Source organism: Kitasatospora sp. NPDC127067 (genome assembly GCF_042724755.1).
Classification (GTDB): Bacteria; Actinomycetota; Actinomycetes; order Streptomycetales; family Streptomycetaceae; genus Kitasatospora; species Kitasatospora lactacystinica.
Genome location: NZ_JBHXEM010000008.1, coordinates 45,921 through 58,455 on the forward strand (window position 1 = coordinate 45,921; position 12,535 = coordinate 58,455).

10 protein-coding genes and 1 riboswitch are annotated in these 12,535 nt (G+C 73.2%); of the genes, 2 read left to right on the forward strand and 8 right to left on the reverse strand.

What is annotated here, in order from left to right:
* Positions 1–77 precede the first annotated feature (77 nt).
* Positions 78–518, reverse strand: coding sequence for a gamma-glutamylcyclotransferase family protein (locus tag ACFWJ4_RS05495; RefSeq protein ID WP_380539497.1), 441 nt, complete (start codon positions 516–518; stop codon positions 78–80).
* Between the two features lie 132 nt (positions 519–650).
* On the opposite strand from ACFWJ4_RS05495, the gene ACFWJ4_RS05500 reads away from it, so the two are divergent.
* On the forward strand, positions 651–1,775 hold the full coding sequence (locus ACFWJ4_RS05500) for an EamA family transporter (protein WP_380539499.1): 1,125 nt from the start codon (positions 651–653) through the stop codon (positions 1,773–1,775).
* 153 nt (positions 1,776–1,928) lie between these two features.
* On the opposite strand, the gene ACFWJ4_RS05505 is transcribed toward ACFWJ4_RS05500, so the two are convergent.
* The 5 genes from ACFWJ4_RS05505 to ACFWJ4_RS05525 all read right to left on the reverse strand — a co-directional run bounded on the left by ACFWJ4_RS05505 (position 1,929) and on the right by ACFWJ4_RS05525 (position 8,392).
* Positions 1,929–2,492, reverse strand: coding sequence for an EF-hand domain-containing protein (locus ACFWJ4_RS05505; RefSeq protein WP_359901645.1), 564 nt, complete (start codon positions 2,490–2,492; stop codon positions 1,929–1,931).
* 210 nt (positions 2,493–2,702) lie between these two features.
* Positions 2,703–4,418 (reverse strand): dipeptide ABC transporter ATP-binding protein, encoded by a 1,716-nt coding sequence (locus ACFWJ4_RS05510; protein WP_380539502.1) that lies wholly within the window; start codon positions 4,416–4,418, stop codon positions 2,703–2,705.
* Positions 4,419–4,432: 14 nt separating this feature from the next.
* Entirely contained in the window at positions 4,433–5,425 is a 993-nt protein-coding gene (locus ACFWJ4_RS05515; RefSeq protein ID WP_380539505.1) for an ABC transporter permease, read from the reverse strand.
* A 151-nt stretch (positions 5,426–5,576) separates the two neighbouring features.
* A complete protein-coding gene (locus ACFWJ4_RS05520) occupies positions 5,577–7,337 on the reverse strand; it encodes an ABC transporter substrate-binding protein (protein WP_380539508.1) in 1,761 nt (586 codons plus the stop codon).
* Positions 7,338–7,411: 74 nt separating this feature from the next.
* The gene (locus ACFWJ4_RS05525) at positions 7,412–8,392 is read right to left on the reverse strand and encodes an ABC transporter permease (RefSeq protein WP_380539511.1); all 981 of its coding nucleotides are present in this window, start codon (positions 8,390–8,392) and stop codon (positions 7,412–7,414) included.
* Positions 8,393–8,697: 305 nt separating this feature from the next.
* A riboswitch (ZMP/ZTP riboswitch) is annotated at positions 8,698–8,794 on the forward strand.
* A gap of 19 nt (positions 8,795–8,813) precedes the next feature.
* Between ACFWJ4_RS05525 and ACFWJ4_RS05530 the strand changes: the two genes are divergently transcribed.
* Entirely contained in the window at positions 8,814–10,271 is a 1,458-nt protein-coding gene (locus tag ACFWJ4_RS05530; protein WP_380539514.1) for a glycine hydroxymethyltransferase, read from the forward strand.
* A 147-nt stretch (positions 10,272–10,418) separates the two neighbouring features.
* On the opposite strand, the gene ACFWJ4_RS05535 is transcribed toward ACFWJ4_RS05530, so the two are convergent.
* Both ACFWJ4_RS05535 and ACFWJ4_RS05540 read right to left on the reverse strand, forming a co-directional pair.
* The gene (locus tag ACFWJ4_RS05535) at positions 10,419–11,855 is read right to left on the reverse strand and encodes an aldehyde dehydrogenase family protein (protein ID WP_380539517.1); all 1,437 of its coding nucleotides are present in this window, start codon (positions 11,853–11,855) and stop codon (positions 10,419–10,421) included.
* A 115-nt stretch (positions 11,856–11,970) separates the two neighbouring features.
* Complete coding sequence (locus tag ACFWJ4_RS05540) at positions 11,971–12,435, reverse strand: DUF6624 domain-containing protein (RefSeq protein ID WP_380539625.1); 465 nt, start codon at positions 12,433–12,435, stop codon at positions 11,971–11,973.
* Positions 12,436–12,535 lie beyond the last annotated feature (100 nt).

The following is a 12,535-nucleotide window of genomic DNA, read 5'->3' on the forward strand; positions in this document are numbered from 1 at the left end:
TCGTCGTTCGATGGGCCGATGAGCAGGAAATCTCATTGGCCGGGGCAGCCTACCTGGCGGTTGTCATCCGCCACCCGTCATCCCACTCCTCCCCCGGCTGCTCCCCAGTCCCCCGATTCGATCAGCGCCGGCCGCTCCCGCAGCCGTGCCTCGGCCCTCGGTCCGGCGAGGTAGACCCAGGCCTCCCGCAACTCGCCCGCCGCCGTCCGCACCGCCATCCGCCGCCGCACGTACAGCCCGGTCCCGTCCGCCCGGCAGTCCTCCAGCCGGTCCAGGGCGTCCAGGGCTCCGGCGTACGCGCCCGGGCGTACGGTGACGAGCTCGCCCAGGATCCGGCGCCCGGGCGCCGGATCCGGCACCGCGTACGGGAAGCCGGGGCCCTCGTGCAGCGCGGCGCCCTCCAGGACCGCCGGCCGGATCTCGGCGCAGCGTCCGGCCAGGTGGGCGGCGTGATTGCGGCCGCCGCTGCGCAGGGTGCCGTACACGAAGAACGGCAGGGACTCCTCGGATGCGGGCACGGGTTCGACCTCCTCGTCGGGGATCGCCCACCGTACGTCCCGCGGTCCGGGTTCCGATACGGACTGGCGCACCGGGCCGTCCATGCGCTGTCATGTCGGATGTTCGGCCAGCACCGTCCAAGGGGGACACCCATGACATCGCCCGCTTCACCCTCCCAACCGGCCGCGGATCCCGGCCCGACCCCCGGCGTGGCCCCCGACGTTCCCGCGCCCGCCGACGCCCTCGTTCGCCCCGACGCCCCCGTCCGCGCCGACAGCCCCGTCCCCGCCGACGCCGCCGTCAGGGCCGAGGCGGCCCCCGCCCGCGGCCCCCGCCTCGGCGGCGCGGTCTGGCTGGCCCTCCTCGTGGTCTACATCGTCTGGGGGTCGACGTACCTCGCGATCCGGATCGCCGTGGAGACGATGCCCTCCTTCCTCTCCGCCGCCGCCCGCTTCCTCGTCGCCGGCCTGCTGCTGACCGGCTACCTCCTGGTGCGCCAGGGCCCGGCCGGTCTGAAGGTGACCAAGCGGCAGCTGGCCTCCTCCGCCCTGGTCGGCCTGCTGCTGCTGACCGGCGGCAACGGACTGGTGGTCCTGGGCGAGACCTCCGTCCCCTCCGGGCTGGCCGCCCTGCTGGTGGCCGCGGTCCCGCTGTGGATGGTGGTGCTCACGGCGGTCGGCGGCGAGCGCCCGAGGCCCGCCGAGCTGGCCGGGGTGCTGCTCGGACTGGTCGGCCTCGGCGTCCTGTCGGCGCCCGCGATCGGCGGGTCGATCGAGCCGACCGGCGTGATCATGATCATCGCTGCCACCCTGCTCTGGGCGACCGGCTCCTTCGCGACCAAGAGGATCCCGATGCCCGACAACGTGCTGGCCGCGAGCGCCTACCAGATGCTGGTCGGCGGAGTCGGCGACCTGGTGATCGGACTGGGCCGTGGAGAGCAGCACGGGCTGGACCTCGGAACGATCTCCGGGCGCTCCTGGCTGGCCCTCGCCTACCTGGTGATGTTCGGCTCGCTGCTCGCCTTCACCGCGTACGCCTGGCTGCTGCGGTCGGCCCCGCTGACCCTGGTCGCCACCTACGCCTACGTGAACCCGGTGGTCGCGGTGCTGCTGGGCTGGCTCATCCTCGCCGAACCGCTGACCGGCCCGACCCTCGCGGGCGGCGCGATCGTGGTGGCGGGCGTCTGCCTGGTGGTGAGCGTCAGCCGGCGTTCGGGCGGCGCGTCGCGCGCCGGGAGTCCGGCCCGTCCGGCGAAGGAGCCGTCCGCTCGGAGGTGAGCCCGGCCCGCCACCACCGCCCCGGACGACGGCCACGGCGGTCACGGCGTCCACGGCATCCACAGCAGTCAGGACGGCCACGGCGTCCACGATGTCAACGGCGGCCCGCCCCCGCGCTTCCGGCTCACGGGGGAGGGCCGTCCGCCGTACGGCTCAGAAGGCGTACGGCGGCTTGCCCGTCCACCAGTTGCCGGGCGCGTCCGGGTCGCGGCTGGTCCAGAACTCGATGATCGCGGTGGTGAACTCGGCGGCGGAGAGCACGCCGTCGCCGTCGGTGTCGAGGTGGCGGAAGGCCTCGTCGGCGTCGTCGCGGGAGAGGCCGGCGAAGTGGCCGCGCTGGAAGACGAAGAACTCACCGGCGTCCACCGTCCCGCTGCGGTCGGCGTCGGCGACGGCGAGGAAGGCCTCGGCGAGCGCGCCGAGGATCTCGCGCGCGGCCTCGGGGTCGTCGGCGAGCGAGCCGGTCGAGGTGACGAACTGCTGGCGGGTGATCGCCTCGGTGCCGGCGGGCAGCCGGGCGAGGTGCAGGTCGTGCCAGGTCGTCAGGTAGGCGCGGACTATCACGGCCTCGGCCTCGGAACCCTCCTGATGGCCGAGCGAGCGGGCCACCGAGAGGCCCATCAGGACGTGGTCCCGCTCGGTGAGCAGGCCGTCGCCGTCGGCGTCGAGGTGATCGAAGCCGTGGTTGATCTTTGCGATGAGCAGGTCGTCCGACAAATGTGCCTCCTCGGTTGGTGATTCCTTGCTCGGGTCTCCTACGTCACATCGCCTGCACGCTAGCGTCTTGAGCCGGACCGGCGCAGCCGAACGAACGGCGAACGACCTGCCCGTTCACTCCCACGCCACTCGCCGAGCCGTCCGCCGAGCCACTCGTCGAGCCGTCCGCCGAGCCGTCGCCGGACCACTCGCCGGGCGGCCCGGACCGTCTCAGTGCACCGCCGCCAGCAGCTCCCTCGTGTACTCGGTGTGCGGCGCCTCGAAGAGCTGGTCCCGGTCGGTGGACTCGACCAGCCGGCCCCGGTGCATCACCGCCACCCGGTCGCAGAAGTGCCGCACCACCGCGAGGTCGTGGGAGACGAACAGGAACGCCACGCCGAGCCGTTCGCGCAGCTCCATCAGCAGGTTGAGCACCTGGGCCTGCACCGACACGTCGAGCGCGGAGACCGGCTCGTCGGCGATGATCAGCCGCGGCTGCGGGGCCAGCGCCCGGGCGATGCCGATCCGCTGGCGCTGCCCGCCGGAGAACTCGTGCGGGTAGCGGTCCAGGTGCCCGGCCTCCAGCCCGACCTGCTCCAGCAGTTCGACGGAGCGCTCCCGCCGTTCGGCCGGGCCCAGCGAGGTGTGCAGGCGCAGCGGGGTGTCCAGGGTCCGGCCGATCGTCCGGCGCGGGTTGAGCGAGGCGTACGGGTCCTGGAAGACCAGCTGGATCTCGCGGCTGAGCCGCTTCCTGAGCTCCCGGTCGGGCCGGGTGACGTCCTGGCCGTCGTACAGCACCCTTCCGCCGGTGGGTCGTTGCAGTCCGGCCAGGACCCGCGAGGTGGTGGACTTCCCGGAGCCGGACTCGCCGACCAGCCCGAGTGTCTCGCCCGGGGCGATCCGCAGGCCGACGCCCTCGACCGCCCGGACCGGTTCGGCCCGCAGGCCGGGGAGGCCCCGGCGCCCCGGGAAGTGCACGGACAGGTCGTCAACCTCGACCAGCCAGCGCTCGGGGCGCCCGACGGTCCGCGGCCGGAACGTCCGCGAGGGTGTCGGCTCGTCGACCGTCGGCAGGGCGGTGCCCGGCACCGAGTCCAGCCGGAGCGCCGCGCCCACCAGGGCCCGGGTGTACGGCTCGCGCGGCGCGGCCAGCAGTTCGGCGGTCGGCGCGGACTCGATCCCGGCCCCGCCGCGCATGACCAGCGTGCGGTCCGTCGTCCCGGCGACCACGCCCAGGTCGTGGCTGACCAGCAGCACCGCCGTCCCGTGCTCGCGCTGCAACTCGCCGAGCAGGTCGAGGACCTGCCGCTGGACGCGGGCGTCCAGGGCGGTGGTCGGCTCGTCCGCGATGATCAGCCGGGGGTCGTTCATCAGCGCCATCGCGATCATCACCCGCTGGCGCATGCCGCCGGAGAACTGGTGCGGGTAGTCGCGGCTCCGGGCCGCCGGGATGCCGACCCGGTCGAGCATCTCGGCTGCCCGCCGGCCCGCCTCGGCGCGGCCCGTGCCCGGGTGGTGCAGCCGGTACATCTCGGCGAGCTGGGCGCCCACGCCGTGGAAGGGGCTGAGCGAGGTGAGCGCGTCCTGGAAGACCAGCGCCGCCCGTCCGCCCCGCACCCCGCGCAGCGCGGACTCCTCGGCACCGACGACCTCCTGTCCGCCCAGCCGGATCGAGCCGGTGACGGTGGTGGTACGCGGGTCGTGCAGACCGAGGACGGCGAGCCCGACGGTCGACTTGCCGGAGCCCGACTCGCCGACCAGGCCCAGGACTTCACCCGGCGCGAGGTCGAAGGAGAGGTTCCGGACGGCGGTCACGGGTGCGCCGCCGCGCGGGTCGGCGAAGGCGACGGTCAGGTCGCGGACGCTCAGCACCGGCTCGTCGCTCCCCGCCGCGGTGCCCTTCGCCCCTTCGCGCCGCACGCCGTCCCCGGGAACAGTGGATTTCATCGAAGGACTCCCCATCAGCTCAGCCGCACACGCGGATCGAGCCAGGCGACCGCGAGGTCGGCCAGCGCGACGAACAGCACCATGAAGCAGGCGGCCAGCAGCACCGCGCCGACCACGGCGGGCAGGTCCTGCCCGGCGACGGCCTCCGCGGCGAACCGTCCGACCCCGTTCAGCCCGAACACCGTCTCGGTGATCACGGCTCCGCCGAGCAGCACCCCGGCCTCCAGCCCGATCAGCTGCACCAGCGGCCCGGCGGCGCCGCGCGAGGTGTACTTCAGGTGGGCGCGCAGCCGTCCCAGACCCTTGCCGCGCGCCGTGCGGACGTACTCCTCGTTCATCGTCTCCAGCAGCTGCGAGCGCGAAAGCCGGGCGAACACGGCCGAGTTGACGAAGCCCAGGATGAACCAGGGGAGCAGCATCCCGCCCGCCCAGGCGGCCGGGTCCTCGGCCGGCGGAGTGTAGGAGGGCAGCGGCAGCAGCCCGGTGGAGTACACCAGCAGCCACTGCGCGACGTACCCGAGGAAGTAGATCTGCACGCTCGCACCGACCAGGGTGAAGCCGGAGAGCAGCCGGTCGGTCCGCCGCCCGTGCCGCAGCGCGGAGACGAACCCGGTGCCGAGGCCGAACACCAGCAGGACGGCGAGCGCCCCGGCGGTCAGCGAGAGGGTGACGGGCAGGTGGTCGGCCAGCGCCTCGGTGACGGGCTGGTGCAGCCGGTAGGAGTAGCCGAGGCAGGGGGCGTCGCAGTGGATGGTCGAGCCGTCCACGTCGCCGATGTCCCGGCCGGCGACCACTCCGACCAGGTAGTCGGTGTACTGGGTGAGCAGCGGCTGGTCCAGGCCCATGCTCTGGCGCACCGCCGCGACCTGCCCGCTGTCGCAGCGCGGGCCGCAGGCGGCGCGGGCCGGGTCGGCGGGCGCGGCGTAGAAGAGGGCGAAGGCGGCGGCGGAGACCGCGACCAGGACCGCGAGGGCCTGGGCGGTCCGCCGCAGGACGAAGGAGAGCATGGCCGATCCGGGGTCGACGTGACGGGGGAGGCGCGCGAAGGGCGAGCAGCTGAGCGGGAAGCGGGCGAGCGGGAGCGGGCGAGCAGGGAGGGGGAAGGGGCCCGCCCCCGTTCCGCCGTGGAACCCGGGGAGCGGGAGCGGGCCCCGGCGCTCAGGACTTCAGGTACAGCCAGGCCAGCGAGACGGTCCCGTAGATCGGGTGGACGAACGCCCCGCCGACGTTGCTGCCGCGCAGCTGGTTGACCGTCGGGTAGGCGAACGGCAGCACCGGCAGGTCCTTCATCACGGTCTGCTCCAGCGCGTACAGCTCCTTGGCCTTGGCGCGGGGTTCGCCGATCTGGTTGATCCGGTCGATCTCCTTGTCGACCTCCGGGTTGCGGTAGCGCGCGGAGTTGATGTCGCTGCCGGCCCGGCCGTCGAAGGAGAACGGGACGAGGGTGGACGGGGTCGGCCAGTCGACCGAGCTGGTCTCCTCGAACAGGTCGTACGGGGAGTCGGTGCGGTGCACCTCGTCCAGGAAGGCCTTGGGGTCGACCGGCTTGGGCACGACGGTGATCCCGGCCTTGCCGAAGCCCTCGACCAGCACCTGCGCGACGCGTTGCCCGGTCGGGGTGTTCCGGTACGCGTAGGTCAGGCTCCCGGGCGCCTGCTCGGCCTTGGCGAGCGCGGCCCTGGCGGCCTCCGGGTCGCCCTCGGGCCTGGCCGGGTAGAGGTCGTACTTCTGGTAGTCGATCAGCGCGGGGGAGCTCAGTGTGGTGGCCAGCTCGCCGGTCCGGGCGCCGCCCTGGACCTGGCGGGCCTGCTGGCGCGGGTAGGCCAGGTGCAGCGCCTTGCGGACCTCGACGTCGGGCACCCGCTCGTTGTTGATCATCAGCTGGGTGACGAAGGCGCCCTGCCGCCCGGAGACCACCAGTTCCTTGGCCTTCGGGTCGGTGTCGGTGGTCTGGTACAGCTCGGCGGAGAGGGTGTCGGAGGCGGTGGTGGCGTTGGCGCCGCCGTCCCGTCCGGAGAGGATCTCCTGGTTGAGGTTGAGTGCCTCCTTGCCGTACGTGAAGACGAACTTCTCCGGGTACTGGCTGCGGATCGGGTCCGTCTCGGGCTTCCAGGCCGGGTTGCGCTCCAGCACCATGCGGGTGTTCTGGACGTGCTCGACGATCCGGTACGGCCCGGTCGCGAACGGCAGTCGGTCGTAGTCCGTCCCGGTGTCCTTGTCCCGGCGCACCGGGGAGGAGGAGGACTGCGCGGCCATGTACGGGACGTCGGCCTGCGGCTGCGGGAAGTGGAAGACGATCGTGCGCTCGTCCGGCGTCTCGATCGCGTCCAGGTCGCCGGCCTGCGGGCCCGCGTACTTGGTGCGCGCCGCCTCGTAGCCGGCCTCGCCGGTGAGCCACTGCGGCCAGTACGGCGGGCCGACCTCGTAGCCCTTGCCGAAGGTGCGCTCGATGCCGTACTTGACGTCCTGGGCGGTGATCGGCTGCCCGTCCTCCCAGGCGACACCCGGCTTGAGGCGGTACGTCCAGGTGCGGCCGCCGTCGGCCGGGGTGCCGGTGTCGGTGGCCAGGTCGCCGACCAGCTTGGCCTTGCCGTCCACGACCTGGTACTGGGTCAGCTGGCGGCCCCAGAGCAGCGAGGCGTTGTAGGCGGCGCCCGCGTAGACCTTCTGCGGGTCGAGGTGGCGGAACTCCACGCTGTTGTACACGTTCACCGTGCCGCCCGCGCGGGCGCCCGGGACGGCCGGGGCCGGGCCGGCGCTCTCCTGCTCGCTGCCGAGCACGGCGGTCAGCGGGGAGGTCTCCTTGGCGGAGGCTCCGGCGGCGCCGCCGGAGCCGGTGGTGCTGCCCGCGCCGGCCGAGCAGGAGGTCGCCAGCAGGGCGGTGGCGATGACGGCGAGGGACGGTCTGGTCCAGCGCATGGCGAATCTCTCCTTGCCCCGGCGGATCGTGCCGGGGCGGGCTCGGGTTGATGGATGGGAGGAGGCGAGGGGGCTCAGCGGGCAGTGCGGGCGCGCGGGTCCAGCGCGTCCCGGACGGCGTCGCCGAGCAGGTTGAAGGCGATGACGAACAGCAGCAGCGCCACGCCTGGGAACACCATGTAGGTGGGGTCGGCCTGGAAGACCTCGGAGCCGCGCGCGATCATCCGCCCCCAGTCCGGGACCGGCTCGGTGATGCCGACGCCGAGGAAGGACAGCGCGGCCTCGGAGGCCACGAAGGTCGGCACCGCCATGGTGGCGTGCACCAGCAGCTGCGAGCGCACATTCGGCAGAAGTTCGTGGACGACGACATGGAACCGGCCGGCGCCCTGGGCCCGTGCGGACTGCACGAAATCCCTTTCCCGGAGTGAGCGGACGGTGGCCCGCAGGGAAAGCGCGAGCGGAATCCAGCCGAACGCCGAGAAAACCAGGATCAGCACCAGGAACTGCATCCACTCCGGTTCCGCGGTGCCCGGGTCGACCAAACGGGACTGGATCACCGGGCTGAGCGCGAGCAGCAGGAGCAGCGTGGGAAAGGCCAGCAGCACATTCGCGAGGAATCCGAACAGCCGGTCCGTGATCCCGCCCAGGTAGCCGACCGCGACGCCGGCCAGCACGCCCAGGGTGGTGGTCACCGCGGCGGCCGCGAAGGCGATCAGCAGCGAGGTGCGGATGCCGTACAGCAGCTGGGTGAAGACGTCCCGGCCGAGGCCGGGCTCCAGGCCGAACCAGAAGTCGCCGGAGATCCCGCCGTTCGGCAGCATCGGCAGTCCGCTGTCGCTGAGCAGGCCCGGGACGTTCTGGCCGTAGTGGTCGACCGGGTTCTTCCCGTACAGCGCGGCGACCAGCGGGGCGCCGAGTGCGAGCAGCAGGAACAGCACCACCACCGCCAGGGCGGCGGCGCCGACCCGGTCCCGCAGGATCCGGCGGAGCAGGCCGGCGTCGGCGGTGGGTGCGGGCCCGGCCGTGGTGCCTGGGACGGTGTCGACCGCTGCCATGAGGCGTAACCCCCGAATTCTCCGCCGCCCCATGGGTGAGGGTGCGCTGGTGTGCATTTCCGGTACGGCGTCCCGGGGTTTTCCCGGCGGCCGTTCGAGCGCCATTGGATCGGATGCGTCCGAGGTTCCGCAAATCACCTTCGGAGGTCGTTCGGGTCATTCCTGCGGAACTGTTTCGGGATATGTGGCGGCTTCATTTCGCCGAAACACCGGCGTTGCAAAAGAACGGACATAGCAGCACATAGCGGACTGCCCGTTCCGCATTCTGAGACCTCCGCCACAGTCCCTCCGGTGTTGGTACGATCCCGGTGGGCCGCAACTGGCGCGTAGGGATGGAATCAACCATCGGGAAGCGGCCCCGTGAATCCTCACGTGAACTTGCCGAGCGCCTGGGCCCCCGCATCCCCACCAGGAGACCGCCATGGCCCAGCAGCCCCACACCGCCGCCTCCGCCGCGGCCGACACCGCCTTCCGCAGCGCCCTCGACGTGGTCGCCGGCGTCGAACCCCGGATCGCCGCCGCCATCGGCCAGGAGCTGGCGGACCAGCGCGCCTCGCTCAAGCTGATCGCCAGCGAGAACTACGCCTCCCCGGCGGTCCTGCTCACCATGGGCAACTGGCTCAGCGACAAGTACGCCGAGGGCACCGTCGGCCGCCGCTTCTACGCGGGCTGCCGCAATGTCGACACCGTCGAGAGCATCGCCGCCGAGCACGCCCGCGAACTGTTCGGCGCCGACCACGCCTACGTCCAGCCGCACTCCGGCATCGACGCCAACCTCACCGCCTTCTGGGCCGTCCTCTCCCAGCGGGTCGAGAGCCCGGCCCTGGAGCGCGCCGCGGTGCGCAACGTCAACGACCTCACCGAGGAGGACTGGGCGCGGCTGCGCCAGGAGCTCGGCAACCAGCGGATGCTCGGCATGTCCCTGGACACCGGCGGCCACCTCACCCACGGCTTCCGGCCCAACATCTCGGGCAAGATGTTCGAGCAGCGCAGCTACGGCACCGACCCGGCCACCGGCCTGATCGACTACGACGCGCTGCGCGAGACCGCCCGCGAGTTCCGCCCGCTGATCATCGTCGCCGGCTACTCCGCCTACCCGCGCCTGGTGAACTTCCGCAGGATGCGCGAGATCGCGGACGAGGTCGGCGCGACCCTCATGGTCGACATGGCGCACTTCGCCGGCCTGGTCGCGGGCAAGGTGCTGACCGGCGACCACGACCCGGTCCCGCACGCCCACATCGTCACCACCACCACCCACAAGTCCCTGCGCGGCCCGCGCGGCGGCATGGTGCTGTGCCAGTCAGAACTGGCCGAGCACGTCGACCGCGGCTGCCCGCTGGTGCTCGGCGGCCCGCTCTCGCACGTCATGGCCGCCAAGGCGGTCGCCCTCGCCGAGGCCCGCCGCCCCGAGTTCCAGGCCTACGCCCGCGCCGTCGTCGCCAACGCCCAGGCGCTCGCCGAGGGCCTGCTGCGCCGCGGCGGCAAGCTGGTCACCGGCGGCACCGACAACCACCTGGTCCTGGCCGACGTCTCCGGCTACGGCCTGACCGGCCGCCAGGCCGAGGCGGCCCTGCTCGACTCGGGCATCGTCACCAACCGCAACTCCGTCCCGCTGGACCCGAACGGCGCCTGGTACACCTCGGGCGTCCGCCTCGGCACCCCGGCCCTCACCACCCGCGGCCTCGGCACCGCGGAGATGGACGAGATCGCCGACCTGATCCACACCGTCCTGAGCGCCACCACCCCCACCACCACGGCCAAGGGCTCCCCGTCCAAGGCCGCCTACAGCCTGGACGCCGCCCTCCGCGACGCCACCGCCAAGCGCGCTGCCGACCTGCTCGCCCCGTACCCGCTCTACCCGGGCGTCGACCTGGCCTGACGGCGGACGGCAGACGGCGAACAGATGACAGATTTCGAAATCTGTCATCTGTTCGCTGAAATCTGAAAGTTGTCAGCTGTCAGCTGTCGGTCGTTCGCCCCACCCCGCCCGGCCTCCACATCCCCGGGCGCGGGCGGCCCGGTGCGGCTAGTACTGCAGGGACTTGTACTGGAGGAACTCCTCCAGCCCGTGGCGGCCCAGCTCCCGGCCGAGGCCCGAGTTCTTGTAGCCGCCGAAGGGCGCGAGCGGGTTGAAGCGGCCGCCGTTGAGGTCCACCTGGCCGGTGTCGAGGCGGCGGGCGAAGGCGGCGGCGGTGTCGGTGTCGCGGGCCCAGACGCCGCCGCCAAGGCCGTACGGGGTGCCGTTGGCGAGTTCGGCGGCGTGCTCCTCGTCGCGGTAGCGGAGGATCGCCAGGACCGGGCCGAAGACCTCCTCCTGGGCCACCGTCATCTCCGGGGTCACGTCGGCGAGCACGGTCGGGCGGACGTAGTAGCCGGTGGGCAGCTCGGCGACGGGCTCCGAGCCGCCGACGACGAGCCGGGCGCCCTCGGCCAGCGCGCCGTCGATGTAGCCGCGCACCCGGTCCAGCTGCCTGGCGTTGACCAGCGGGCCGATCCGGGTCCGCGGGTCGGTCGGGTCGCCCGGCCGGTACTGGGCGGCGAGCTCCTCGGCCCGGGTGACCGCCTCGTCGTACTGGTCCTCGTGCACCAGCAGCCGGGTCAGCGCGCTGCACGTCTGGCCCGAGTTGGCGAAGACGTTGGCGACGTTGGCCTTGACCGCGCGGGCCAGGTCGGCGCCCGGCAGCACCACGTTGGCGGACTTGCCGCCCAGCTCCAGGGAGACCCGCTTCAGCCCCCGGCCGGCCGTCTCGGCGATCTGCCGGCCGACGGCGGTGGAGCCGGTGAAGGAGACCAGGTCCACTTCCCGGTGCCCGACGAGCGCCGCGCCCGCCACCGCGCCGGTGCCGGTCACCAGGTGGAAGGTGCCGGCCGGGAAGCCGGCCTCGTGCACCAGCCGGGCGAACAGCCGGGCCACCAGCGGGGTGTCCTCGGCCGGCTTGAGGACCACCGGGCAGCCGGCCGCCAGCGCCGGGACGGCCTTGGCCACGATCTGGTGCAGCGGGTAGTTCCAGGGCGTGATCGCCGCGACCACCCCGGCCGGCTCGGCGTGCACCACCGAGTTGCCGATCCGCTCCTCGAAGGGGTGCTCGGCGAGCAGGGTCAGGTAGGAGGTCGCCACGGCGAGCGGCAGCCCGGCGTGCACGGCCCCGGCGAAGCCGACCGGCGAGCCCAGCTCGGCGACGACGGTCTCGGTGATCTCGTTCTGCGCGGCGGCGATCCCGTCCCGCAGCCGGGTCAGCAGGGCCAGCCGCTCCTCGCGGGTGGTGGAGCCCCAGCTCCGGGCCGCCCGGCGGGCCGCCGTCACCGCCGCGTCGACGTCGGCCGGACCGCCGGCCGGCACCGTGGCCAGTACCTGCTCGGTCGCCGGGTTCAGCACGGTGATCGACCCGGTGTCACCGGAGGGCCGCCACTCGCCGTCGATGTACTGGTCGCCGTGCTCCGGGTACTGCGCGTACTGCCGCACCGATCGTCCTCTCGTCCACTCAGCCGACCCTTGACCAGCAGCGCTGGTCGGAGGCCAGTCAATGCGGCGCGGACGGCCGCGCGCAAGAGTCAATCCCGCCCGGCGGACGTGACGGTTACTTCGGGGCGAACCGCGCGGTGTACTCGTCGAACGGCTCGATGCCCACCTCGGCGCGCCGCTCGTCCAGCCGCTCGGGCTCCTCGCAGGGCCACGGCACCGGGCGGCCGTCCGTCACGGCGCCGATCTGCGTCCCGTAGCGCTGTTCCCGACCCTCGTTGACCGCCAGCCGGTCCTGGAGGAAGGCCAGGTCGCGGGCGCTCGCCTCGCCCCTGGCGACGGCCCCGCCCATCAGGGTCACCGCCCGCCGCTGGACGTCGAGCTGCCGGTCCGCGTGCTGCGCCACCAGCCAGGCCGCCCGGGCGGCCTCGGGGCCGACGGTGCGCTCGGTCGGCCAGCCGTGCGCCGCCATGATCTCCGCGAGCCGGTCCCCGTGCCGGGCGGTGAGTCGGCGCCAGGCCGCCTGTTCGGCCAGGTCGGGGCTGTTCGCCAGCCGGGCGGCCGCGCCGTCCTCGGCCGTCATCCCGGTCAGCTCCCGCGCGAGGGCCGGATCCTGACCGTACTGCTGTGCTTCCGTCACGTCGACGACGCTCCCTGCCCGGGCCCTCCCGTCGAGGACCGCC